Genomic DNA, 24113 nt, shown 5'->3' on the forward strand with positions numbered 1-24113 from the left:
TGCCGTCGCTCAATCGGCCTCGTTGGGGATCAGCAGCCACAGGACCAGGTAGACGAGGATGCCGGGGAACGCGGCCGACAGCAGCGACACCACCACGTAACCGATCCGCAGCCAGGTGGAGCTCCAGCCGTAGCGGTGGGCGATGCCGCCGATGACCCCGGCGATCATGCGGTCGTTCAGGGAACGGGACAGTCCGGGACTGGCGTTGCTCGCGTTCATGCGCTGGCTCCGTCGGGCTGGCGCGGCCAGTCTAGCGCGGCGGACGCGCGCAGCGCCGCCAGCCGCGCGCGGAACCACTCGCCGGCATCGGCCTCGGCCCGTCCCGGACAGGCCACCCGGTAGGCGCGCCCGGTGAGGCTGCTGCGGCTGGCGGCCCGTTCGATGAACGTCTCGGCGTCGCCGGACAGTTGGCGGCGGCGCGCCCAGTCGTACTTGCGCTGCAGGTGCGCGCCTGCGTCGTCGGCGTCGTGCCAGCGGCCGTTGCGCTGGAAGCGGCAACCGGAATCGGCGAGGCCGGCGATCAGCGCGCGGATCTCGGCGTCGGCCTGCGCAGATTCCCCGTCGTCTTGGCGCACGCCGGGACCCGGCGCCTTGGCCTCCTCCGCCACCGCCGCTTGTTTGAAGTCACTGGGTCCCGGCGTGCGCCGGGACGACGCGAGGTCCTGTGCGGCGCCCGGCACCGGCAGCCAGGCCACGCACGCGGCCCAGGCCAGGAGTGCCCTCGCTGCCACGGTCACGCGGCTGCGCTGCCGTGCCGGCGACACGCCCCGCCGCGCCTCAGTCGCCCTGCCGCGCCGCCAGCCAGCGGTGGATCGCCGCCGGCACCTCGCGCTGCGCGCGGCTGGAGACGTAGATGCCGATGTGACCGCCCTTGAAGCCCAGTTCGGTGTAGTCGTCGCTGCCGACCAGCCCGGCCAGGGCGCGCGAGGCGTCCGGCGGCACCAGGTGGTCCTGCTCGGCATAGATGTTCAGCACCGGCATGTCGACGAAGCCCAGGTCCACCTTCTGGCCGCCGATGCTGGCGGTGCCCTGGACAAAGGCGTTGCCCTGGTAGAACTGCTTGATGAAGTCGCGGAACGCCTCGCCGGCCTGGTCGGGCGAATCGAAGATCCACTTCTCCATGCGCAGGAAGTCCTCGACCGCCTTGGGGTTGTCGAGCGTGTCGACCAGGCCGACGTACTTCTGCAGGTTCAGCCGGAACGGCTTGAGCATCAGGTAGCTGGCGTTCATCAGGTCGGCAGGGATGTTGCCCATCGCGTCGACCAGCAGGTCCACGTCCAGTTCGCGCACCCAGCCGGAGAGCATGTTGTCCGGGGTCTGGAAATCGACCGGGGTGACCATCGTCACCAGGTTGCGGACCTTGTCCGGGTGCAGCGCGGCGTAGCACAGCGAGAACGAGCCACCCTGGCAGACGCCCAGCAGGTTGACCGGCCCGCCGCTGGCCTCGACCAGGTGGTCGATCGCGCCGTCGATGTAGCGGTTGATGTAGTCGTCCAGGGTCAGGTAGCGGTCGGAGCGGTCCGGGTAGCCCCAGTCAACCACGTACACGTCCAGGCCCAGCGCCAGCAGGCCCTTGACCAGCGAGCGGTCGTGCTGCAGGTCGACCATGTACGGCCGGTTGACCAGTGCGTAGACGATCAGCAGCGGCGGGCCCGACACCGGCCGGTCGCCGACGAAGCGGTACAGCACGGTCTTGCCGTCGCGCCAGACTTCCTCGCGCGCGGTGGCGCCGTACTCGACGTCCTCGACCTGGCCGAGCACGCGGGTGCCGTCGGCCAGGCGCTTCTGGAAGTTCCAGGCTTCCTGCGCCAGGTCGAGCGGATTGAACTGCAGCGGGCCCAGGGATCCCATGTTGATCGGACTCATCGGCTACGCCCTCTGCGCTTGCCGCCGCGGCGACCGTTCTCGGATTGCGCCGCGGTCAGGTTGCGGCTGACCCAGTCCTTCATCGACACGACCTTGGTGGTGGCCGGCGCGGGGTCGGCCGCCACTGGCGTCCTGCGCGCGCCGCCGGTGCTGGCCACCTTGGCCTTGCGCGCGGTGGCGGTCGACGGCTGCGGGACGCGCTTGGCGGCCGCCTTGGCCGGGGCCCGCCGCGGCGCGGCGGTCGCGGCCTTGCGCGGCGCGGCGGCAGCCGGAGGTGCCGGTGCCGGCTTGGCCGCGGCGGCGCTGCGCACCGGCGCCGGTGCGGGCGTGCGCGCAACGGCCGGTTTCGCCGCCGTCTTGCCGCGCCTGCCCTTGCCCTTGGCCGCGCTACTGGCCGGCGCGGCGGACTTCTTCCTGGCCTGCATGCCTGCGGTTGCGGCAGGCGCAGGAGCGGCGACGACGGACACTGCCGGCGCCGTGGTGGGTACCGCCGCGGCACGTGCCGGACGCGCGGCAGTGGGGCGTGCCTTGGGCGCAGCAGACTTCTTCGCCGGGCGCTTGGCCTTTGTGGTCTTGCGCACGGCCTTGCGTGCGCCCTTCCGCGGCGCTGTCGCGGTGGCCGAAGCGGTGGCCGCCGCAGCAGCGCCAGCCGGCGCCGACGCACCAGCGACATCCGCCGGTGCGGGTCTGGACGCCGCCGACCCGCCCGCGCGCGCCGCCGGTGCCGGCCGCTGCGCGGCCTGCGCCCCCCGGCGCGCCGCATGCAGCGTGCGCCCCAGATCGGCGACCTTGCGGTGCAGGGCGTCCAGCTCGCCGCGCCCGGGCAGGCCCAGCAGCGCGCCGAACTGCTCGACCTCGCGCTGCAGGCGCAGCCGCAGCCGCATCAGCGCGTTGGTCATCTCCGCGTAGGCGTGGCGGTACTCGTCCGACAGCGCGATCTCGGCCCAGGCATCCTCGGCCGCATCGATCCACAGGTCGAACAGCGCGCGCGCCGATTCCAGCCGCTTGCCCGGCGCGTCATGCTGCTCGAGCAGGCGCTCGAAGCGCTCGAACGCGGCCTGCCCGGCCCGCGCCAGCAGCGCGGTGAAGGCCTCGTTGCGCTCCTCCCATTCCTGCCAGGCCAGGGCCAGCGCCTGCAACCGTTCCTGGTGCTCACGCGCCGGCCCGAACGCCGGCCGCTGCAACCATTCTGCGCTCTGCTGGCGCACCGGACGCAGCAGCATGTCCAGCAGCGGACGCATCTGTTCCAGCCACTCGCCGCCGGCCAGCCCGCCGTGCATCGAGCGCAGCATGCCGGCGAAGGGATCGGCACCCTGCCCGCCCAGCATGTCGCGCCAGGCGCGGGCCACGTCCCCGGCGCTGCCGCCGCCGCTGAAGTCGGCGGCCAGGCGCTGGATCCGCTGGTACCAGTCGTAGCTGCCCGGATCCATCCCGCCCAGGCCCGGCGGCAGCCCGCCGGCCAGCCCCCAGCCGTCGAACGCGGTGCCGCGCCCGAGCAGTTCGTTCCAGGTGTTCCAGTACTGCCGGGCCAGCGATTCGAAGTCGCCCGGAAATTGCGCGAACGGTGCGTTTGCCATGAACCCTCCCGTACGGGATGGATTCTAGCGCCCTCCGCGGGTCACTGGGCGCACGCTCAGGGCTTGGGGATGCGCAGGGTCTTGCTGATCATCAGCGAGCCGGACAGGGCGAACAGCAGCACCAGCGGGTGCAGCCGCCACGGGCCGAGCTGCCAGTAGCCCCACCACAGGTCCTGGCCGATGTTGCCGGTGGCGGCGGCCAGCGCCAGCACCACCACCAGGACCAGGCTGGTCGGGATCGGCGTGCCCTCGAAGTGCTTCACCTTGTCCTGGCCCTCGGACAGCTGCTCGGCGGTGACGTTGTAGCGGGCCAGGCGGCTGACCCCGCAGCAGACGAAGTACGACAGCACCAGCCAGTCCCAGCCGCCCTGCATGCCGCAGGCGTAGGCCAGTGCGGCCGGGGCCACGCCGAAGGAGACGACGTCGGCCAGCGAGTCAAGTTCGCGGCCCAGGGTCGAGGAGGACTTGCGCCAGCGCGCGATGCGGCCATCGAGCGCGTCGAAGACGAAGGCCAGCGGGATCAGCGCCATGCCCAGCAGCAGGTCGCGGACCCGGCCCTCCTGGAGGAAGCGCATCGCCGCGAAGATCGCGCCGGTACCGCAGAAGGCGTTGGCCAGGGTGAACCAGTCGGCCAGCTGGAAGTCGCGCAGCATCGAGAAGTGGCGGGTCATGCGGGCGGCCAGGTCGGAGGGCGGGGACAGCATACCCAGCGGCGGGGTGGAGGCGGCGTGGGTGCGGGGGGCTCGGATCTCCCTCTCCTCACGAATGTTGTGGGCAAATGCGCAAGCGTCGGCTTCGGAGGGGGCCGCCGTACCCAGGGGGTCTGGCGCATCGCTCCGCTGCGGCGTCCTGCCTCCGAGTCGCGACCGCAGCACATCCCTGTGCTGCTTGCGCCAGACCCCCTGGGCACGACGGCCTCGGGAACTTTGAGGATGTGGCTTCGATCGGACGAGCAACAGCAACGGCACCCCTCACCGGCCCTCCCCTTCGCCTGCAGCGAAAGGGAGGGGGCAAACCCACGACGGCGCCGCTTTCTGTAGGAGCGGGCATGACCGCGACACGGGCGTCGGAATCACGAGGGCGTCGCCTGGGCCGACGGCGTCGGGTCGCGGTCATGCCCGCTCCTACAAAAGCCGTGCGCTGGTCGTCGCTTGTGAACGGAGCCACGACCTGGAAGCTCCCGAAGACGTGGCGGGCCGGGAGTATTGCGGCAGCGGCCAGGGATGGCCGCGTCGGCGAGTCGGCACAGGGATGTGCCGCCGAGACGACCGCAATACTCCCGGCTCGCCGCGGCTCAGACCGAAGCCCACCAGACCCGGCGCCTTTGACTTTGCGGTTGTCGTTGCGGTTGCGGTTGCGGCCCTACTGAGGCAGCGGCAGCTGCGCCGCGTCCACCGCGCCGGCGCCGCGCCCGCGCGCCTCGATCACCGCGTCTGCCGGCAGCGCGCCCTGGCCGTCCAGGTGCGCCGCCACGCGGTCCAGCGCCGCGTATACGTAGGGCAGCATCGGCGCGTAGCGCGCGCCGTAGGCCGGCAACGCGAGGAACGCGTCGAAGTGCTCGGCGTTGCGGACCTGCCAGTAGCGCACCTGGTCGCGGCCGGCGGCGCGCGCCGCGGCCACGTACGGATCGCTGGTGAACGCCGGCGGCACCAGCCCATCGTCGCTGCCGTGCACCACCAGCACCGGCAGGTCGGCACGCGGCATCGCCGCGCGGGTGGCGGCGATGCCCTCGCGCACGCCGGCGGCAGCCGCATCCTGGCCGGTGTAGAGGTCGCGCAGGCACTGCAGGCCCGGCAGGGTGAAGTCCGGCGGCGCCAGCTTCGTGTCGACGATGCCCACGCCATTGCCGGGCGGGATGCCGGCGGCGTCGGACCACCACACGCCACGCTCGGCCCCGGTCGCCGGGCGCGCGCTGAAGTCCGGGTTCTGCGCGGAGAACGAGAAGCCGCACGGATGCGCACCGATGCCGTGGCGGCCGTAGGCCGAGGCATAGGTGGCCGCGACCGAGCGCCACAGGTCGAAGCCCACGCTCAGCGCGCCGGCCTTCAACGCCTCGTCGGTCCAGCCCGACGCCTCCATCTGTTCGTAGGCCGAGCGTGCCTGCGCGGCAGTATCCGCGCCCTGCACCAGGCCCGCGGCCTGCAGGGTGGCGCAGCGCAGGGTCCATAGCGGTTCGACCTGGGCACGCAGCGGCGGCTGCGGCAGGCTGTCGGCCGGCAGGTGCAGCAGCGCGCAGGGCATCAGCAGCGCGGCCTCGGTGGAGAAGTCGTACAGCGGGCGGCTGCCATGGCCCTCGACCAGGACGTTGGGCTCGCCGGCCACCACCGCGTCGAGCCAGCCGCCGTCCAGCTCGGCCGCGCGCAGCACCGCGCCACCGCCGTTGGAGACGCCGACCGCGATCACCCGGGTGTTGTCGAAGGTGAACGGCCCGGCCGCGGGGAACGCCTGGCCCAGCGCCGACAGCGCGAACTCGGCGGCCTGCTTCACGTGGCGGCCCCAGTCGGCCTCCGGGTTGTCCTGCGAATGCGCGTGCTTGAACGCCACCCCGGTGGCCCCGGCCGGGACCTCCGGCGCGAACGCCAGGTCGACCGCCTCGCCCAGGCGGCCGGGCGTGCCGTCGAGGCGCACGCCGATCCCGGCGTCCAGGTCGACGTAGTCGGTGCCGGCGCCTTTGTCGGTATAGGCGACCGCACAGCCCCGCGGCAGCGCCCAGGGGCCGGCCACCGCGATCGCGCCGTACACGCCGCGCGAGCCGGAGGCCGGCGCCACCACCACGCAGCGTCGTGCCTGGTCGAACGCGTCCGGCACCTGCACCAGCACCCGGTGCGGCTGCTTTGCCCCGGGCAGCCGGGCCAGCGCGGCGTACTCGCGCCCGGGAACCGCGGCCACGCTGCCGTACACGGTGCCGTAGCCACCGGTCGGCGACAGGTCGGCGATGCCGCGCCAGTTGTTCCAGATCGCGCGGCGGCGCAGTTCGGCCGCGGTCGGCGCGGCGGCGTCGGCGAACGCCGGCGGCGCCATCGCGCGCAGTCCGTCCAGGCCCAGGCCTGCGGTGAGCAGGTCGTCGCTGCCGCGGTGCTCGGTGACGCGTTGCGGTTCGATCATGGCGGCGGTGGATCCAGGCGTGGGGGCACTGGCGCAGGCGGACAGCAGGCAGGTGCCCAGGAGGAACAGGAGCGGCAGGCGCGTCTGGCGTGGCATGTCGGATACCCGCATGGAGGGATGCTCGCACGCTACCGGCGCGCACCACCGGCGTCATCGTACTTTGGTACCACGCCGGTGGCGGCACGGCTTGCTAAGCTGGCCGCGGAGTTCAATACAAGTAGCGGACAGTCCCCATGCGCAGCATCCTCATCACCGGCGCGGCCAGCGGCATCGGCGCCGGCATCGCCCACGCACTGGCCGCCGCCGGCCACCACGTCATCGTCAGCGACCTGGCCCTGGACGGCGCCGAAGCGGTCGCCGCCGGGATCCGCGGCTCGGGCGGTTCGGCCGAGGCGGTGGCGCTGGACGTGACCTCCGACGACAGCGTGGCCGCGGCGCTGGCCGCGGTCAGCCGTCCGGTCGACGTGCTGGTCAACAACGCCGGCCTGCAGCACGTCTCGCCGCTCGAGGAGTTCCCGCTGGCCAAGTGGGACTTCCTGGTCCAGGTGATGCTGGTCGGCGTTGCCCGCCTGACCCGCGCGGTGCTGCCGGGGATGCGCGAGCGCGGCTTCGGCCGCATCGTCAACATCGGCAGCATCCACGCGCTGGTCGCCAGCCCGTACAAGAGCGCCTACGTGGCGGCCAAGCACGGCCTGGTCGGTTTCTCCAAGGTGATCGCGCTGGAGACGGCCGATACCGACATCACCATCAACACCATCTGCCCCAGCTACGTTAAGACCCCGCTGGTCGACAGGCAGATCGCCGACCAGGCGCGCACCCGCGGCATCTCCGAGGCCGACGTGGTCAGCCAGGTCATGCTCAAGCCGATGCCCAAGGGCGTGTTCATCGAGATGGACGAACTGGCCGGCACCACCGCGTTCCTCATCTCCGCAGCTGCGCGCAACATGACCGGGCAGACACTGGTGCTGGACGGCGGCTGGACGGTGCAGTAGCAGGTACATGCCCACCCTGCTGATCGCCGATGACCATCCGCTGTTCCGCGCCGCGCTGCGCGGTGCGGCGGCCGACGCCGTGGCCCAGCTGCAGGTACTGGAGGCCGAATCGCTGGACGGCGTGCTGGCCGCGCTGGAATCGCGCCCGGACGTGGACCTGGTCCTGCTCGACCTGCACATGCCCGGCAACCACGGCCTGGCCGGCCTGGCCGCGATCCGCGCGCAGTTCCCGGCGGTGGCGGTGGTGGTGGTTTCGGCCAACGACGATCCGCGGGTGGTGCGCCGCGCGCTCGACCATGGCGCCGCCGGCTACCTGCCCAAGAGCTCGGGACTGGACGAGCTGCGCGAGGCGATCCGCAGCGTGCTGGCCTGCGAGCAGTGGCTGCCGGCCTCGCTGCGCGCGGCGGTGTCGCGCGCCCAGTCCTCGCACCAGGACACCGCGCTGGCTGCGCGCCTGGCCAGCCTGTCGCCGCAGCAGTTCCGCGTGCTCAGCCTGGTCGCCCAGGGCCTGCTCAACAAGCAGATCGCCGACCGGCTCGACGTGCAGGAACGCACGGTCAAGGCGCACCTGTCGGCGATCTTCGAACGGCTCGGCGTGCGCAACCGCACCCAGGCCGGCGTGGTCCTGCGCGAACTGGAACTGAGCGACCCGAGCCGCCAGCTGGAAGGCTGAGCCGCTGCGCGTGGAACATCGCCGCCGCCGCGCGGCCCGTGTCATGCGCTGGTCAATTTTCCGCCAACCCTCTTGACGAGCCCGCCAGGCAAGGCGCTCCGGCGGTTATCCACATGCTTCTCCAGCATTCATCCACACCGGGTGTGGAAAACGCGGTCACGCGCCGGACGCGGGCTGGTCAAAATTTCGCCACACGACTTGACAGCCTTGCCGGGTAAGCCGCCGCGGCGGTTATCCACATCCTTCTCCCGCGTCCATCCACATCCGGTGTGGACAAGCGCGGCTCGCGTGGAACACGCGCCGCAGGATCGGCGCTCAGATCCGCGACCAGCTCCAGGACTGCATCTTACCGTCGCGGTACGGCATCACTCCGTGGAAGGCGCGGGTGTCGTCGTCGAACACCAGCGGCAGGAACCGGCGGTCGCCGTCCCACAGCGGCAGCTCCAGGATCCGGTCCACGTCCACCCACTCCAGGGTGCCTTCGGGGTTGCGTTCCAGCGGCGTGCCGCTGAAGGCGTCGACGACGAAGACGAAGCCCAGCCAGTCCTCGCCGTGCTTGCCGAAGCCGGGCCAGCTGATCGTGCCGCGCAGGCGCATGGCCTCGCACTCGATCCCGGCCTCCTCGCGGATCTCGCGGCGCATGCCGGCGACCACGTCCTCGTCGCGCTCGATCTTGCCGCCCAGGCCGTTGTACTTGCCCAGGTGCTGGTCGCCGGGACGCGCGTTGCGGTGGATCATCAGCACCCGCCGGCGGTCGGGCGAGAGCACGTAGCCAAGGGTGGCGACGATGGGGGTGTAGGGCATGGATCGGGCCTGGCGCGGGAAGACCGCGATTCTAAGGGCGCCGGCAGGAATCGAGGCCGGGCGCCGGCACCTTGCTCTTGTAGGAGCTGACTTCAGTCGGCGACACGGCGCCGTCGGCACAGGCGACTCCCTCGTGAATCCGACGCCCGTGTCGCCGACTGAAGTCGGCTCCTACACGCGCGTGGCGGCGAGCATGCGGTCCAGCACCGACTTCAGCGCCAGCGGACGCACCGGCTTGGGCAACAGCGCCAGCTCGGCCTCCTGCACCGCGCCGCGGGTCGCCTCGCCTGCGTCGGCGGACAGGATCAGGCACGGCGCCGCGCCATAGCGGCCACGCAGGCGCGCCGCCAGTGCCACGCCGGTGTCGCCGCGGTCGAGGTGGTAGTCGAACAGCCACAGGTCCGCCGGCCGCTGTGCGAGCGCCGCGGCCGCGCCCTCGCCGTCGGCGGCGGTGGCCACTTCGCAGCCCCAGCGCGCCAGCAGCTGCGCCAGCGCCGCCAGCGCGTCGGGATCGTTGTCGACCAGCAGGACGCGGCATCCGGCCAGTCCGCGCGCGACGCCGGTCGCCGGCGCCGGCCTGGGCGCCGCCGGCGGCTGCGCGCGTTCCACTTCCACCGCGAACACCGAACCGCGCCCGTCGCGGCTGCGCAGGGTCAGCGGCGCCTGCAGCAGCCGGGCGATGCGGTCGGCGATGGACAGTCCCAGGCCCAGCCCCTGCCCCGGCGCATCGTCGCCGCGGCGGAACTCCTCGAAGATCGCCTCGCGCGACCGCGCCGGCACGCCCGGCCCGGTATCGTGCACCTCGATCCGCACGCGCCCGCCGCGGCGGCGCACGCCCAACACCACGTGGCCGCTGGCGGTGTAGCGCACGGCGTTGGCGAGGAAGTTCTGCAGCACGCGCCGCAGCAGCTGCGGGTCGCTGTGCACCCACACCGCGGTGGGCCGGTAGCCGAAGCGCAGCCCGCGTTCGCCGGCCAGCGCGCGGAACTGCTCGGCCAGCGGCGCCAGCACCTCGTCCAGCGGGAACGCGCGCGGCGCCGGCACCAGGCCGCCGGCCTCCAGCCGCGACATGTCCAGCAGCCCGGTCAGCAGGTCGGTGGTCGAGTCCAGCGCGCCGCCGAGCTGGCGCACGATCTCGCGCGGCGGCGGCGCCGATACGGCCGCACCAGCAGCCGCACCGGGCGCGGTGCTCAGCTGCTGCGACAGCGAGTCGACGAACAGTTGCGCGGCGTGCAGCGGCTGCAGCAGGTCGTGGCCGATCGCGGCCAGGAACCGGCTCTTGGCGTCGTTGGCATGCTCGGCCTCCTGCTTGGCCGTCTCCAGCAGCGTGGTGCGCTCGGCCACGCGCTGTTCCAGGGTCTCGTTGGCGCGGATCAGGCCCTGCTCGGCCCGGCGGAACGCGGTGACGTCGGTGAAGGTGGCGACGAAGCCGCCGCCGGGCATCGGGTTGCCGCGGATCTCGACGATGCCGCCATCGGGGAATACCCGCTCGGCCAGGTGCGGCGTGCCGGCGCGCATGAACGCCAGGCGCCGCTCCACCGCGCGCGCCAACGGACGCTCGTCGGCGGCGGTAGTCACTGCCATGCGCTGCAGCGACCAGCGGGTGAGGTCGGCGATCGGCCGGCCGACCTGCAGCAGTTCCTCCGGGAAACCGAACAGTTCGGCGTAGCGCCGGTTCCAGGCCACCAGCCGCTGCTCGCGGTCGATCACGCTGATGCCCTGGCTCATGTTCTGCAGCGCGGCCTGCAACACCTGCTGGTTGAAGCGCAGGTCCTGCGAGGCCTCGCCGACGATCGCCGCCACCGTGTCCAGGTCGCCGCTCTCGCGCCGCGCCGCGTCCAGCAGCAGGCGAGCGGACGCCGCGCCCAGCACCGCCGACAACTCGCGTTCGACCCGCGCCTCGATCACCGCCGGCACCGGCCCGCTGCGCGGTGCCTGCGCCAGCAGCTCGACCACCTTCTCGCCGGGCAGGAAGCGGCGGCCGGCGTCGCGCAGCGCGTCGGCGTCCAGGTTGCGGCTGGCCCGGTGCGGCGCCTCGCGTCGCCAGGCCATCGCCAGCACCGTGACCGCCGTGCCCATGAACAGGCTGGCGCCGACCGCGCGGCCGAGCGGGCTCCAGCCGGTCAGGCCGAACAGGCCGTTGGGCGCCAGCCAGCGCTGGCCGAACGGGCCCTGCTCCAGCCAGGACACGTCGAGCCAGCGCGCATCGAGTCCGGCGGCCACCGCCAGGGTCGGCGCCAGCAGTACCCAGGCCCAGGTGAGGAAGGCGGCGACCACGCCCAGGATCGCCGCGCGCGGCGGCGTCTGCGGCCGCCACACCGCGAACGCCAGCACCGGCGCCAGCGTGGCCAGCGCCGAGAACGACAGCGCGCCGACGTCGGCCAGCGTCTCGTTGCCCGCCACCAGCCGGCTGTAGGCCCAGGCCAGCAGCATGATCGCGGCGATGCCGGCGCGGCGCAGGCGCAGCAGGTCGCCACGGCGGTCGCCACCGTCGCCGCGCGCCCAGGCGCCGCGCAGCAGGCCCGGCGCGAACCAGTGGTTGCCGATCATCAGGCTCAGGGTCAGGGTGCTGACCACGACCATGCCTGTAGCCGCGCTGAGCCCGCCGAGGAAGGCGAACAGGGCCACGCCCTCGTGCCCCTGCGAGAACGGCAGCGCCAGCGCGTACATGTCCGAGGGCACCTCGCCGCCGAGCAGCGCGCGACCGGCGTGGGCCAGCGGCAGGGTCGGCGCGGCGATCAGCAGCAGGTACAGCGGGAACAGCCAGCGCGCGGTGCGCACGTCGCGCTCGTCGCGGCACTCGACCACGCCGACGTGGAACTGGTGCGGCAGGATGAACATCGCCAGTGCGCCCAGCAGCACCAGCGGCAGGAAGCCCGCCGTCGGCGAGGCTGGCGGCGGCGGTACGCCCGCCTCCGGCAGTGCTTCAAGCCCGAACCAGACGAACGCGCCCAGCGCCAGCATCGCCGCCAGCTTGAACAGCGACTCGAACGCCATCGCCAGCACCAGCCCGCGGTTGTGCTCGGCCGCGCTGGCGCGGCGGGTGCCGAACAGCATCGCGAACAGGGCCATCGCCAGGGCCACGTACAGCGCCCCGTCGCGCCAGAACGGCCCGCCTTCGGCGGCGCTGCGGGTGAGCGTGGCGAAGCTCATCGTCACCGCCTTGAGCTGCAGGGCGATGTACGGGATCAGGCCGAGCGCGGCCACCGCGGTGACCGTGGCCGCCAGCCACGCGTCCTTGCCCAGGCGGGTGGCGATCAGGTCGGCCAGCGAGGTGGCGTTGGTCTCGCGCGCCAGCCGCACCAGCCGCACCATGAAGCCCATCGCCAGCGCATAGAACAGGATCGCGCCGACGAAGGTCGGCGGCAGTGGCCAGCCGTAGCGGGCGGCCTGGGTGACGGTGCCGTAGAAGGTCCAGCTGGTGCAGTGCACCGCCAGCGACAGGGCGTAGACGTGGCGCCAGCGGCTGGCGAACAGGGTCGGATGACGCTCGCCGTAGAGCGCGGTGCCGAACATCAGCGCCAGCCACAGCAGGCCGGCCAGGGCGACCAGCCACAGGCTCAGCATGGCGCCTCGACTTCCGGATGCACTGGTTTCCCCGTGGATTCACTTCCGCCGCAAGCATAACGCGACGACGGCGGACCGAAGTCCGCCGCCGTGCCGTACCGATCGCGGAATGCAGCGCCCGCGTCAGAAGTCGTAGCGCGCGGTCAGGCTGTACTGGCGCGGCGGGCCATAGAAGCCGGTGTACACGCCCACCGCCTGGTTCAGGTTGTAGCCGGTAGTCAGGTACTCCTTGTCGGCCAGGTTGGTGCCCTGCAGCGAGAGCGTCCAGGCGTCGTTGACGTTCCAGATCACGCCGGCATTGACCAGGCCGTAGCCGTCCTGCGAGATCGCCGGGCGCCCGAACGGCGCCAGCGGCGGCGTGGTGGCGCGCAGGGTCTCGGTGGTGGCCACCACCTCGCTCTGGTAGCTGTAGCCGACCCGCGCCGAGATCCTGCCGCCGTTGGCCAGGTCGTTGCGCCACTCCAGGTTGATCGCGCCGGAGAAGTCCGGGGCATTGGTGAAGGTTTCCTCGTCGGCGATGTTGACCGTGGCGCCGATCGACGGATCGTAGAAGTTGTACTGGTCGTACTTGGCATCGAGCCAGGCCAGGTTGCCGCTGACCGCCCAGTGTTCGCTGGGCAGCCACTGGTACTCGGCCTCGAAGCCCTGCACCGTGCCGCGGCCGGCGTTGGTGAAGTCGCCGAAGAAGCCGCCGCCCGGCAGCTCGGTGAACACCGACAGCTGGATGTCCTCGTACTTGTTGTGGAACGCCGACAGGTTCAGGAACAGCCGCTGGTCCAGCAGCGACATCTTCGAGCCGATCTCGAAGCTGTCGACCTGCTCGTCGTCGAACGGCTCGGCCGAGCGCGGCACCGCGGTGGCGTTGGCGCGGATGTTGTAGCCGCCGGACTTGAAGCCGCGCGAGAACAGGCCGTAGACCATCACGTCCTGGCTGAGCTGGTAGTCCAGCGAGACCTTCGGCGAGAGGTTGGTGAAGTTGACGGTCTTGTCGAAGTTGGCCGGGGTGGCGATCACCGTGGTGAAGTCCGGGCCGGAGTAGGCGCGGTTGAGCACGACCGCGCGCTTGTCCTCGTCGGTGTAGCGCGCGCCCACGTCCAGCTTCAGCCGGTCGGTGAGGTCGAAGGTCCAGTCGGTGTAGAACGCGGCGCTTTCAGTGTAGACCGTGCCCTGGGTGTCGCCGAAGCTCAGGTTGAAGAAGTTGTTCAGCACCTGGCCGCCGGCCGAGCCGGTGAAGAAGTACAGGCCGGTGACGCCGCGGAAGCGGCCGCCGCCGTCGTAGTTCAGCTGCAGCTCGTTGCTGACCTGCTCGTCGCTGTAGTACGCCTTGACGTCGGTGATCTGGTCCGGCGTGGTGTCGAAGTCGATGTTGGTGACCGTGTCCGACTCGCGCTTGGCCAGCACGTACTTGAACGCCCAGTCGTCGCTGAAGCTGTGGTTGATCGTCATCGAGGCACCCTTCAGGGTGGTCTCGTTGAGGTTGGACATGCCGTTGCGCACGTCATAGCGGCTGTCCATGGGCAGGAACGGACCGGTGCCCGGGGTCAGGAGCGGGTCGAACCGGTTCAGCTCCAGCATCTGCGCGCCGCGCACGCCGGAGCCGTCCTTCAGCCAGTCGATGGAGAACTGGATGTCGGTCCCGTCGTCGACGTAGGCGCCCAGCTGGGCGCGCACCACGGTGATGTCCTTGTCACTGACCTGGTCGCCGGTGAGGATGTTCTCGCCGAAGCCGTCGCGGCTGAGCTTAGCCGCGGAGATGCGTGCGCGCAGCGCCTCGTCGCCGGCGATCGGCCCGGCGAGCGACGCCTTCACGTCGAGCTGGTTGTAGTTGCCCACGGTCACCGAAGCGTTGCCTGAGGTCTCCCGGGGCAGGCCGCGGGTGATGTACTTGATCGCGCCGCCGATGGTGTTCTTGCCGTACAGCGTGCCCTGCGGCCCGCGCAGCACTTCCACCCGCTCCACGTCGACGATGTCCAGCAGCGCGCCCTGCGGCCGGGCCAGGTAGACGTCGTCCAGGTACAGGCCCACGCCCGGGTCCACGCCCCACAGCGGGTCGGACTGGCCGACGCCGCGGATGTAGGCGGTCAGGGTGGTGTTGGAACCGCGCGCCGCATAGATGGTCAGGTTGGGCACCTGCGCGCCGAGGTCGGCCAGGTCGCGTACGTTCAACCGGTCCAGCGATTCGGCGGTGAAGGCGGTCACCGCCACCGGCACGTCCTGCAGGGTTTCCTCGCGCTTGCGCGCGGTCACGGTGATGGTGTCCAGCTGCGTGGTCCGGACGTCCCTCTGGTACTCGGCCGCCGTTTCCTCCTGCGACCACGCCGGCAGCGCCGGCGACACCAGCACGCAACCGATCGCCAGGCTCAGATACTTGCGCTTCATCAGTCCCCTCCTCCCAAGTGCAGGACGTTGTGGCAGGCACATGCCGCCAATGCTGCGCACCTTAGGCGGCCGCCCGGGGCCGCGGCATCGTCCGTTGGTACAGTGGGCCGGCCCGGGGGCGCTGCGGATACTGCCTCGCGACCGCCATGGGAGGCGGGCGGGGTGGCTGATGTCGTTGTTGATCGTGCTGGCGGCGCTGGCGTTCCTGATGATCGTGGCCTACCGCGGTTACAGCGTGATCCTGTTCGCCCCGGTGGCGGCGATGGGCGCGGTGCTGCTGACCGACCCGTCGCTGGTCGCGCCGATGTTCACCGGCCTGTTCATGGAGAGGATGGTCGGCTTCCTGAAGCTGTACTTCCCGGTGTTCCTGCTGGGCGCGGTGTTCGGCAAGCTGATCGAGATTTCCGGCTTCTCCAAGTCGATCGTGGCGGCGACCATCAAGCTGGTCGGCGCCAAGCGGGCGATGCTGGCGATCGTGCTGGTCTGCGCGGTGCTGACCTACGGCGGCGTGTCGCTGTTCGTGGTGGTGTTCGCGGTCTACCCCTTCGCCGCCGAACTGTTCCGCCAGAACGACATCCCCAAGCGGCTGATCCCCGGCACGATCGCCCTGGGCGCGTTCACCTTCACCATGGACGCGCTGCCGGGCACGCCGCAGATCCAGAACATCATCCCCACCGCCTTCTTCGGCACCACCGCCTGGGCGGCACCGGTGCTGGGCACGATCGGCGGCGTGTTCATCCTGGTGCTTGGCATGGCGTACCTCGAATGGCGCCGGCGGGTGGCCGCGCGCAACGGCGACGGCTACGCCAGCGGCGTGGAGCTGCGCAACGAACCGGACCCGTTCCGCGGCGACCGCCTGGCCCATCCCCTGGTCGCGGTGCTGCCGCTGCTGCTGGTGGGCATCTCCAACTTCCTGTTCACCCGCTGGATCCCGATGCTGTACGGGACCACCCACGAGTTCGTGCCGTCGACCATCGGCAACCCGGCGCCGGTGGTCCAGGAAGTGGCCAGACTGGCGGCGATCTGGGCGGTCCAGGGCGCGCTGCTGGTCGGCATCCTGACCGTGCTGGCCTTCGCCTGGAAGCCGGTGGTCGCCAGCTTTGCCGAGGGCACGAAGAACGCGGTCAACGGCGCGATGCTGGCGTCGATGAACACCGCCTCCGAGTACGGCTTCGGCGCGGTGATCGCCGCCCTGCCCGGCTTCCTGCTGGTCGCCGACGCGCTCGGCGCGATCCCCAACCCGCTGGTCAACCAGGCCGTGTCGATTACCGTGCTGGCCGGCATCACCGGTTCGGCCTCCGGCGGCCTGAGCATCGCCCTGGCGGCGATGGGCGACACCTTCATCGCCAACGCCCAGGCCTACGGGATCCCGATGGACGTGCTGCACCGCGTGGCCTCGATGGCCTCCGGCGGCATGGACACCCTGCCGCACAACGGGGCGGTCATCACCCTGCTGGCGGTGACCGGCCTGACCCACCGCACGTCCTACAAGGACATCTTCGCCATCACCATCATCAAGACGCTGGCGGTGTTCTTCATCATCGCGGTGTTCTACGCGACCGGCTGGGTCTGACGGCCGGGGCGTTTCGTCCGGGTACGCGGTGCGGCTGCGGGCACGCCGCGTGCCTCGTTCCCGGCATCGACACCGTTGACCGACTGCCGAGTGGAAAGCCGTGCACGGCCGGGGGCGCCACGCCGTTGCTCCTTGTAGGAGCTGACTTCAGTCGGCGACACGGGCGTCGGAATCACGAGGGCGTCGCCTGTGCCGGCGGCGTCGTGTCGCCGACTGAAGTCAGCTCCTACAAAAAGCCAAAAAAATGGGTACGGGGAACCGGTCAGTTCCTGGCGCCGCCGGGTACGTCCGCCTCTTTGCTTGCGGCCAGCACCGGCGCCGCGCCACCGCCGCAGTCGCCACTGAGCAGCCGCGAGCCCTGCAGCCACTCCCGGTCCGGGTAGTAGGCGAAGACGAAGGTGCCGCCCTGGATCGAGTCGATCAGGTGCCGCGCCACCGCCGGGCGCACCGCCGGGCAGCCCAGGCTGCGGCCCAGGCGCCCCTGCAGCCTCGCCGCCGCCGGATTCACGTACGGGGCGCCGTGGATGACGATGGCGCGGTCGCGCGCGCGGTCGTTGAAACCCGGCTCCAGCCCGCGCAGGCGCAGCGAATAGCCGTTGCCGCCCATGTAGGTCTCCTGCGCGGTGAAGCCGCCCAGGCTGGTCATGTAGCTGCCGTCGCGGTTGGAGAAGCGCTCGGTCAGGTTCTCGCCGCTGTTGCGGCCGTGCGCGACCCACTCCTCGAACAGCAGCTTGCGCCCGGCCAGGTCGAACACCCACAGCCGCGGTTCGGTGGAGGGACGCGAGTAGTCGATCACGCCGAGCCGGTGCGGGTCGACGCCGAATTCGGGGTAGCGCAGCGCGCACGACATCGCCCGCGCGGCCAGCTGCAGCACCTCGCGGCTGGCCGCCGGTGCGGCGTGCGCGAGCAGCCCGGTCAGGTCGTGGCCGGCGGCGGCGTCTGCTGCTGGCGCAGCGGCGGATATCGCCGGAGGCAGCGCCGGCGAACGACTCGAGGACGGATTGCCGGCGGCCGGCACCAGCAGCGGGGCCAGGGCGAGCCAGCGGGCGGCGGAAACGAACGACTTCATGCAGCGGCACTTCCATGGACAGGCGCCGGCCCGGCATCCGCCGACCCGCACTCAGGGACTGGGGTCGCCCGCATCCGATTCCAACACCGGCTGTGGCTGCTGTTCAGCGTCCAGCGGACGCATCGCCGGCAGGTCGGTAACCAGCACGGTGGTGCCCGCGACCAGCACATCGTACAGGCGCCGGGCGAAGTCCGGCGGCAGCCGCACCGGCAGGCTCGGCCTCTCCAGCAGGTCGACCCCGGGGGCGCCGGCACCGCTTCCGTCGCCGCCGTCGGCCAGGATCGGATAGGCCGTCCAGCGGTGCGCCGGCCGGCTCGGATCGAGCAGGCTGGGATGGCTGCCGCTGCCCTCGCCCATCACGAACAGCGTGGTGCCATGGAAGGCGAAGTCGTCCGACAGCAGCTCCAGCGGCGCATCGCCGATCGGCACGCCGCCGCGCAGTACGTAGACCCGCTTGTCGGCCAGGCTCACCACCACTCCCACCTGCCCGGCCGGCGCGGCCGCCTCGTCCCAGCTGTAGTCCACCCCGCCTCCTTCCGGCACCGCCAGCGGCAGGCCCTTGGCCGTGACCGGCGCCAGCACCGCCGGATACACCAGCGTGGTCGGCGCGGCACGCGCGTCGGAAACCACCACGGTGTCGCCGTTGCGGGTGATCGCGTAGAGCTTCTCGGCGAACGGATGCGGCAGGCGCACGCAGCCGTGCGAGGCCGGGTAGCCAGGCAACGCGCCGCCGTGCAGGGCGATGCCATCCCAGGTCAGCCGCTGCATGTACGGCATCGGCGCGTTGTTGTAGAGATTGGAGCGGTGGTCCTTGTGCTTCTGCAGGATGGTGAAGACACCGGTCGGCGTCTCCTTGCCCGGCTTGCCGGAACTGATCGTGGACACGCCGATCGCGATGCCGTTGCGGTAGACGTAGGCGCGCTGCTCGTCGAGGCTGACCACCAGCACCACCGGCCCCTCCGGGGCGATCTCGGGGTGCCAAAGGAACTCGCCGGGCTTGAGGTCCAGCGGCCCGCGCGGGACGTCCTGGGCCAGCGCCGCGGTGGCGGCCAGCAGCAGCGCGGCCGCCAAGGCGCGCAGGGCGCGCCGCAACGGGCCGGTGTCCACCGCCTCCCCATTGCATCCCGCCATGCATACCCCCTTCGGACAGATTCCCCCGCGCGGGCGGCACGACGCTCGCGCGCTGCGGGGACGGTGCGAGGCCGATGCTAGTCGACCCGATGCCGGACGGCGAGCCGGGGTGGCCGCATCGAACGATTGCGATGCCGGTGCCGGAACCGCGCTGTATCCACAGCGTCCGGGAACACGTACACTGTGACCCCATATCCCGTCGTCCCGGCGAAACGCTTCACCACAGCCGAATGGCTGGTCACGCCAGGACCCAGTGACTTCAGCTTCGCTACGCAGACATGCAGGGCGGAAAGACGCTAGGTCCCGGCGTTCGCCGGGACGACGGGGCGGAGGTGGCTGCCGGTGCGGATACTGCTCGGGCCGGCAACGCCGCTCAGCCCAGCAGGTGCGCGCGCAATACGTCGTATTCCGGCGGCACCGGCTCGGCATGCGCCGGGCGCGCCAGCAGTTCGGCCAGCGCCGGCGGCACTTCGACCGCGTGCCCGACCAGTGGTTCGACCACCGACTCGAACTTGGCCGGGTGCGCGGTCGCCGCCACCGCCCAGTCGCCATCGATGCCCTCGGCGCGCAGCGTGTCCAGTACGTGCACCGCGGTGGCGGTGTGCGGACAGAACACCTCCCCATGGCGTTCCCAGCGCGCGCGGATGGTGGCACGGATGGTGGCGTCGTCCACCGACACCGCGGTGAACGCCGTGCGCAGCGCCGCGTCGTCGCCGGCGTACAGCCAGCGCAGCCGCTCGAAGTTGCTCGGCGCGCCGACATCCATCGCATTGGCCAGGGTGGCGACGCTGGCGCGCGGCAGCCAGGCGTCGCCGGCGAAGTACTCCGGCAGCACCCGGTTGGCATTGGTCGCCAGCACGATGCGGCCGAGCGGCACGCCCTGCGCGCGCGCCAGGATCGCGGCCAGCGCGTTGCCTAGGTTGCCGGTGGGGACGACGAAATCCAGTTCCCGCCCGGTCGCGGCGCGGTGCGCGAGCGCGGCATGCGCGTAGTAGCTCATCTGCGGCAGCAGCCGGCCCAGGCTGATGCTGTTGGCCGAACTCAGCGGGACCTGCGCCTGCAGCTGCGCATCGCCCAGCGCGCGCTTGACCAGCGCCTGACAGTCGTCGAACGAGCCGGCCACCCGCAGCGCGGACACGTTGCCGCCGAAGCAGCCCAGCTGGTGCGCCTGCCGCGGCGACACGCGCCCGTCCGGGTACAGCACCACCACCCGCAGGCCCGGCTGGCCGTGGAAGGCGGCCGCGACCGCCGCGCCGGTGTCGCCGGAAGTCGCGACCAGGATGGTCAGCGGCCGGTCCTCGCCGTGGCGGATCCGCGCCAGGCTGGCGGCGAGGAAGCGCGCGCCGACGTCCTTGAACGCCGCGGTCGGGCCGTGGAACAACTCGAGCACGTGGTCGCCCGGGGTGGCCAGCGGCTTGAGCGGCACCGGGAAGTCGAGGGCCTCGGCGCAGATCGCGGCCAGCTCCGGTGCCAGCGCGTCGCCCTCGAAGAACGGCGCCAGCAATGTCGTGGTCGTCGCGGCGAGGCTGTCGCCGGGCTGCAGGTCGCGGCCGGCAGGCAGTTTCGCCGGCACGTACAGGCCGCCGTCCGGCGCCAGTCCGGCGGCGATGGCGGCGCTGAGGCTAGCGGCGGGTGCGCTGTTGCGGGTGGAAACGAAGTTCATTGCGGGTCCGTGCATCCGATGGTGGTGGATCCATCGTCGTTCCCGCGTAGGCGGGAACCCAGCGACTTTCGCTTCTTGCAACTGCCTGCAAGTCGCTGGGTCCCCGCCTGCGCGGGGACGACGGCCTTGTCGTGTCCTACAGCAGCACCGCCCCCGGGCTGTCGACCGGCGACACCCAGGCCTGGCTCTCGAACCCGGCCTCGGCGAACGCCGCCTGCACCGCCGGCGCCGCGGCCTGCGCGCGCTCGCGCGATTCGAACCAGGCGAACACGCTCGGCCCGGCGCCGGAGATGCTCGCGCCCATCGCCCCCGCGTCCAGCGCCGCGGCCTTGGCCGCGTCGAAGCCGGCGATCAGCGGCGCGCGGCGCGGCTCCACCAACACGTCGCGCAGGCCGGCGCGAACCAGCGCGGCGTCGCCGGCATGGCAGCCGGCCAGCACCAGCGCCAGGTTCGCGCTCTGCGCCACGAAGTCCTTCAACTCGTAGCCGCCGGCCAGCGCCTCGCGCGCGCGGCGCGTCTCCAGCACCGCCTCCGGATGCACCAGCAGGCTGTGCCAGGCCTCCGGCACCGGGATCCGCACCAGCCGGTCGGCGGTGGCCAGCACCAGCCCGCCCAGCAGCATCGGCCCGAGGTTGTCGCCATGGCGGCCGCCACTGGCCACCACCTCGCCCGACAGCGCGAACGGATACAGCGCCTGCCGCGGCAGCGGCGCGTCCAGCAGCGCATTGGCCGCCACCAGTGCGGCCACGCAGGAGGCGGCCGAACCGCCCATGCCCGAGCCCAGGGCGATGCCCTTGTCGATCTCGATCTCGAACCCGTACGGCAGCGCCAGCGCCTCGCGCAGCGCCAGCAGCGCGGCGCCTGCGGTGTTGCGCGCCGCCTCCAGCGGCAGCGGGAACGGCGCGCCACGGATCGCGGCGATCCGCACTTGCGGTTCGGGAATGCGCCGCGCGGTGACCGTATCGCCGACCCCGGCCAGCGGATGGCCGAGGATGTCGAAGCCGACCGCCACGTTGCCCACCGACGCCGGCGAGAACGCCGTGGCCTGGCGCTGCGCCGCAGCGGTAGCCAGTGCCGGCGCGCTGTTCGCCGCGTGCGCCTCGCTCACAGGCGCGCTCCCCGACCGGCCGCCACCCGCAGCAGGTCGGCGAACACGCCGGCGGCGGTCACCTCCGGCCCCGCGCCCGGGCCCTGCACGATCAGCGGGTTGTCGCAGTAGCGGCGGGTGGTGAACTGGACGATGTTGTCGGTCAGGCGCAGGTTGGCGAAGGCGTGCTCGTGCGGCAGCTCGACCAGGCCGACGCTGGCGCGGCCATCGGCATCGAGCCGGGCGACGTAGCGCAGCACTCTGCCCGCCCCCTGCGCCGCGGCCAGCCGCGCGGCGAAGCCGGCGTCGACCTCGTGCAGCCGCGCCATGAAGTCCTCGACGCTGGCCTGGCGCAGCACCTCGGGCACCAGGCTCTCGACCTCCACGTCCTCCAGGCTCAGTTCGCGCCCGGCCTCGCGCGCCAGGATCACCAGCTTGCGCGCCACGTCGGTGCCGGACAGGTCGTCGCGCGGATCCGGCTCGGTGTAGCCCAGCGCGCGCGCCTCGGCCACCAGCTGCGAGAACGGCACGCTGCCGTCGTACTTGTTGAACAGCCAGGCCAGGGTGCCGGAGAAGATGCCCTCGATCGAGACCACCGCGTCGCCGGTGTCGAGCAGGTCGCGCAGCGTGGAGATCACCGGCAGGCCGGCGCCGACCGTGGCCTCGTAGCGGAAGCGCGCGCCGCTGGCCGCGGCCGCCTCGCGGATCGCGGCGTAGCGCGGCAGCGGGCCGGCGCCGGCCTGCTTGTTCGGGGTGACCACGTGGATGCCGGCGGCCAGCCACTGCGGGTAGCGGTCGGCCACCTCGGGGCTGGCGCTGCAGTCGACGATCGCCACGTGCGGCAGGTGCGAGTCGAGCAGGTGCGCAGTGAAGCGGTCCAGGTCGGCCGGCTCGGTGGCGGCCTGGAAGCGGCTGCGCCAGTCGCCCTCGATCCCGCGCGGGTCGAGCAGCTGGCGGCCGCGCGAGGCGATCGCGCGCAGGCGCAGGTCCAGGTGGGTGCGCTCCAGCAGCCCGCCGCGCGCGGCCAGCAACTGGTCCAGCAGGGTCGCGCCGACGTTGCCCGGGCCGATCACGCCCACCGCGAAGGTCTGCGGCGACAGCCAGAAGCCGGCATGCGCCGCCCGCAATGCGCGGGTGGCGTGGTCGCTGTCGATCGCCACCGAGATGTTGCGCTCGGACGAGCCCTGGGCGATGGCGCGGATGTTGACCTGCGCACGGCCGAGCGACTCGAACAGGCGCGCGGCCACGCCCGGCTGCCCGGCCATGCCGTCGCCGACCGCGGCCAGCACGCTGATCCCCGGCACCTGCTGCACCCGCTGCACCTGGCCGACGGTCAGCTCATGGGCGAAGGCGTTGACCAGCGCCGCCTGGGCGCGGTCGGCGTCCCCCTGCCTGACCACGCAGCAGATCGAATGCTCCGACGAGCCCTGCGAGATCATCACCACCGAGACCTTGGCGTTGCGCAGCGCGGCGAACACGCGCTCGGCCGTGCCCGGCACGCCGATCAGGCCAGTGCCCTCCAGGTTCACCAGGGCCAGGTCCGGGCTCAGGGTCAGGCCCTTCACCGGGCCGGTGAAGTCGCGCTCGGCGGTGATGCGGGTGCCGGGATGATCGGGCTGGAAGGTGTTGCGGATGATGATCGGCAGGCCGCGCTCGATCGCCGGCGCCATGGTCTGCGGGTGCACGACCTTGGCGCCGAAATAGGCCAGCTCGCAGGCCTCGTCGTAGCTGAGCGAGCCCAGCTGCACCGCCTCGGGCACCACCCGCGGGTCGGCCGAGAGCACGCCGTCCACGTCGGTCCAGATGTGCAGCTCGTCGGCATCGAACAGCGCGGCGAAGATCGCGCCGGAATAGTCGCTGCCGTTGCGGCCCAGGGTGGTGATCCGGTCCTGCGCGTCGCGGGCGACGAAGCCGGTGGCCACCACCCGCGCCTGCGGGTTGCGCTGGCGCCATTCGTGCAGCCGCTGCGCGCTCAGCTCCCAGTCCACGTCCACGCCCAGTTCGCCGTGGCTGACCACCAGCACCTCGCGCGCGTCCAGCACTGCGCAGTCCTCGCCCAGCGTGCGCAGGTGCTCGCCGAGCAGCTTGGCCGAGTACACCTCGCCCTGCCCCTGCACCCGCTGCAGCACTTCGCCGGGCAGGCCGCCGATCACGCTCAGCGCGGCCAGCACCTGGGCCAGTTCGTCGAAGCGCTGGTCCAGCCACTCCACCGCGGTGCCGGCATGCTCGCCGAGCAGGGCCACCGCCGCACCGCGGTGCCGCGCGCGCAGTTCGTGCCAGCGCTCGCGCCATTCCGGCACGGTGGCGTCGACCGGGGTGGCCGCCGCCAGCGTCGCCAGTTCGATCAGCGCGTCGGTCACGCCCTTCATCGCCGAGACCACGGCGACCTGCACCGCCTCGTCGCGGGCCAGCAGCAGCCGCGCGACATGCCGGTAGCGCTCCGCATCGGCCACGGAAGTGCCGCCGAACTTGTGCACGATCGTGCGGGCAGGCGCGACGGCGCCGGCGGCGGGGAGGACGTGGGCTTCTGCGGCGTGCGACGACATGGAGGACCTCGGTGGTGGAGGCCCCGCGCGCATCCGGTGGCGGGTCGCCCCGCTACCTGATCCAGGTGCGGGGCCGTGGTT

General features: G+C 72.1%; 17 protein-coding genes. 3 read left to right on the forward strand and 14 right to left on the reverse strand.

All coding sequences use genetic code 11. The annotated features are described in order from the left end of the window. Nucleotides 1-9: 9 nt before the first annotated feature. The 6 genes from WQ53_RS01080 to WQ53_RS01105 form a co-directional block, all read right to left on the reverse strand. Nucleotides 10-219 carry a PspC domain-containing protein gene (locus tag WQ53_RS01080; protein ID WP_052629611.1) on the reverse strand — a complete coding sequence of 70 codons (210 nt, stop codon included), beginning with the start codon at nt 217-219 and terminating at the stop codon, nt 10-12. Further along, nucleotides 216-695: a DUF5329 domain-containing protein gene (locus tag WQ53_RS01085; RefSeq protein WP_082112786.1), complete on the reverse strand. Its 480-nt coding sequence runs from the start codon at nt 693-695 to the stop codon at nt 216-218. The genes WQ53_RS01080 and WQ53_RS01085 overlap by 4 nt, the downstream gene beginning before the upstream one ends. Before the next feature lie 82 nt (nt 696-777). Continuing rightward, entirely contained in the window at nt 778-1851 is a 1074-nt protein-coding gene (locus tag WQ53_RS01090; protein WP_052629613.1) for a class III poly(R)-hydroxyalkanoic acid synthase subunit PhaC, read from the reverse strand. 11 nt (nt 1852-1862) lie between these two features. Then, nucleotides 1863-3443 carry a poly(R)-hydroxyalkanoic acid synthase subunit PhaE gene (locus WQ53_RS01095; RefSeq protein ID WP_052629614.1) on the reverse strand — a complete coding sequence of 527 codons (1581 nt, stop codon included), beginning with the start codon at nt 3441-3443 and terminating at the stop codon, nt 1863-1865. A gap of 56 nt (nt 3444-3499) precedes the next feature. Beyond that, nucleotides 3500-4114: a CDP-diacylglycerol--serine O-phosphatidyltransferase gene (gene pssA / locus WQ53_RS01100; RefSeq protein WP_052633829.1), complete on the reverse strand. Its 615-nt coding sequence runs from the start codon at nt 4112-4114 to the stop codon at nt 3500-3502. Between the two features lie 691 nt (nt 4115-4805). Then, on the reverse strand, nt 4806-6644 hold the full coding sequence (locus tag WQ53_RS01105; RefSeq protein WP_144409185.1) for a 3-hydroxybutyrate oligomer hydrolase family protein: 1839 nt from the start codon (nt 6642-6644) through the stop codon (nt 4806-4808). Nucleotides 6645-6781: 137 nt separating this feature from the next. On the opposite strand from WQ53_RS01105, the gene WQ53_RS01110 reads away from it, so the two are divergent. Together WQ53_RS01110 and WQ53_RS01115 are read left to right on the forward strand one after the other, a co-directional pair. Then, complete coding sequence (locus WQ53_RS01110) at nt 6782-7540, forward strand: 3-hydroxybutyrate dehydrogenase (protein WP_052629615.1); 759 nt, start codon at nt 6782-6784, stop codon at nt 7538-7540. Nucleotides 7541-7547: 7 nt separating this feature from the next. Then, complete coding sequence (locus WQ53_RS01115; RefSeq protein WP_052629616.1) at nt 7548-8213, forward strand: response regulator; 666 nt, start codon at nt 7548-7550, stop codon at nt 8211-8213. Nucleotides 8214-8528: 315 nt separating this feature from the next. Here the strand turns inward: WQ53_RS01115 and WQ53_RS01120 are convergent, their stop codons facing one another. From WQ53_RS01120 to WQ53_RS01130, 3 genes are all read right to left on the reverse strand, one after another. Continuing rightward, nucleotides 8529-9017, reverse strand: coding sequence for an NUDIX hydrolase (locus tag WQ53_RS01120; protein WP_052629617.1), 489 nt, complete (start codon nt 9015-9017; stop codon nt 8529-8531). A 171-nt stretch (nt 9018-9188) separates the two neighbouring features. Continuing rightward, nucleotides 9189-12584: a hybrid sensor histidine kinase/response regulator gene (locus tag WQ53_RS01125; RefSeq protein ID WP_052629618.1), complete on the reverse strand. Its 3396-nt coding sequence runs from the start codon at nt 12582-12584 to the stop codon at nt 9189-9191. A 123-nt stretch (nt 12585-12707) separates the two neighbouring features. After that, on the reverse strand, nt 12708-14963 hold the full coding sequence (locus tag WQ53_RS01130; RefSeq protein WP_052629619.1) for a TonB-dependent receptor: 2256 nt from the start codon (nt 14961-14963) through the stop codon (nt 12708-12710). A gap of 169 nt (nt 14964-15132) precedes the next feature. Here WQ53_RS01130 and WQ53_RS01135 point away from each other — a divergent pair, with 169 nt between their 5' ends. Next, nucleotides 15133-16536, forward strand: a complete 1404-nt coding sequence (locus WQ53_RS01135) for a GntP family permease (protein WP_052629620.1) — start codon at nt 15133-15135, stop codon at nt 16534-16536. A gap of 262 nt (nt 16537-16798) precedes the next feature. Here the strand turns inward: WQ53_RS01135 and WQ53_RS01140 are convergent, their stop codons facing one another. The 5 genes from WQ53_RS01140 to thrA form a co-directional block, all read right to left on the reverse strand. Then, nucleotides 16799-17605 carry a murein L,D-transpeptidase catalytic domain family protein gene (locus tag WQ53_RS01140; RefSeq protein ID WP_052629621.1) on the reverse strand — a complete coding sequence of 269 codons (807 nt, stop codon included), beginning with the start codon at nt 17603-17605 and terminating at the stop codon, nt 16799-16801. Between the two features lie 51 nt (nt 17606-17656). Then, nucleotides 17657-18736, reverse strand: a complete 1080-nt coding sequence (locus tag WQ53_RS01145) for a L,D-transpeptidase (protein WP_052629622.1) — start codon at nt 18734-18736, stop codon at nt 17657-17659. Between the two features lie 373 nt (nt 18737-19109). Next, nucleotides 19110-20399 (reverse strand): threonine synthase, encoded by a 1290-nt coding sequence (gene thrC, locus WQ53_RS01150; RefSeq protein ID WP_052629623.1) that lies wholly within the window; start codon nt 20397-20399, stop codon nt 19110-19112. A 136-nt stretch (nt 20400-20535) separates the two neighbouring features. Next, nucleotides 20536-21471 (reverse strand): homoserine kinase, encoded by a 936-nt coding sequence (locus WQ53_RS01155; RefSeq protein ID WP_162488664.1) that lies wholly within the window; start codon nt 21469-21471, stop codon nt 20536-20538. Nucleotides 21472-21503: 32 nt separating this feature from the next. Continuing rightward, nucleotides 21504-24032: a bifunctional aspartate kinase/homoserine dehydrogenase I gene (gene thrA, locus WQ53_RS01160; RefSeq protein WP_052629625.1), complete on the reverse strand. Its 2529-nt coding sequence runs from the start codon at nt 24030-24032 to the stop codon at nt 21504-21506. Nucleotides 24033-24113 lie beyond the last annotated feature (81 nt).

This window comes from Pseudoxanthomonas suwonensis (assembly GCF_000972865.1).
GTDB lineage: Bacteria > Pseudomonadota > Gammaproteobacteria > Xanthomonadales > Xanthomonadaceae > Pseudoxanthomonas > Pseudoxanthomonas suwonensis_B.

Bases quoted from the DNA above. Each gene is read 5' to 3' on its own strand.
- pssA (WP_052633829.1), bottom strand. From the start codon at position 4,114: ATGACCCGCCACTTCTCGATGCTGCGCGACTTCCAGCTGGCCGACTGG.
- WQ53_RS01120 (WP_052629617.1), bottom strand. From the start codon at position 9,017: ATGCCCTACACCCCCATCGTCGCCACCCTTGGCTACGTGCTCTCGCCC.
- WQ53_RS01125 (WP_052629618.1), bottom strand. From the start codon at position 12,584: ATGCTGAGCCTGTGGCTGGTCGCCCTGGCCGGCCTGCTGTGGCTGGCG.
- WQ53_RS01115 (WP_052629616.1), top strand. From the start codon at position 7,548: ATGCCCACCCTGCTGATCGCCGATGACCATCCGCTGTTCCGCGCCGCG.
- WQ53_RS01140 (WP_052629621.1), bottom strand. From the start codon at position 17,605: ATGAAGTCGTTCGTTTCCGCCGCCCGCTGGCTCGCCCTGGCCCCGCTG.
- WQ53_RS01135 (WP_052629620.1), top strand. From the start codon at position 15,133: ATGTCGTTGTTGATCGTGCTGGCGGCGCTGGCGTTCCTGATGATCGTG.
- WQ53_RS01130 (WP_052629619.1), bottom strand. From the start codon at position 14,963: ATGAAGCGCAAGTATCTGAGCCTGGCGATCGGTTGCGTGCTGGTGTCG.
- thrC (WP_052629623.1), bottom strand. From the start codon at position 20,399: ATGAACTTCGTTTCCACCCGCAACAGCGCACCCGCCGCTAGCCTCAGC.
- WQ53_RS01110 (WP_052629615.1), top strand. From the start codon at position 6,782: ATGCGCAGCATCCTCATCACCGGCGCGGCCAGCGGCATCGGCGCCGGC.
- WQ53_RS01095 (WP_052629614.1), bottom strand. From the start codon at position 3,443: ATGGCAAACGCACCGTTCGCGCAATTTCCGGGCGACTTCGAATCGCTG.
- WQ53_RS01090 (WP_052629613.1), bottom strand. From the start codon at position 1,851: ATGGGATCCCTGGGCCCGCTGCAGTTCAATCCGCTCGACCTGGCGCAG.
- WQ53_RS01080 (WP_052629611.1), bottom strand. From the start codon at position 219: ATGAACGCGAGCAACGCCAGTCCCGGACTGTCCCGTTCCCTGAACGAC.
- WQ53_RS01145 (WP_052629622.1), bottom strand. From the start codon at position 18,736: ATGGCGGGATGCAATGGGGAGGCGGTGGACACCGGCCCGTTGCGGCGC.
- thrA (WP_052629625.1), bottom strand. From the start codon at position 24,032: ATGTCGTCGCACGCCGCAGAAGCCCACGTCCTCCCCGCCGCCGGCGCC.
- WQ53_RS01105 (WP_144409185.1), bottom strand. From the start codon at position 6,644: ATGCCACGCCAGACGCGCCTGCCGCTCCTGTTCCTCCTGGGCACCTGC.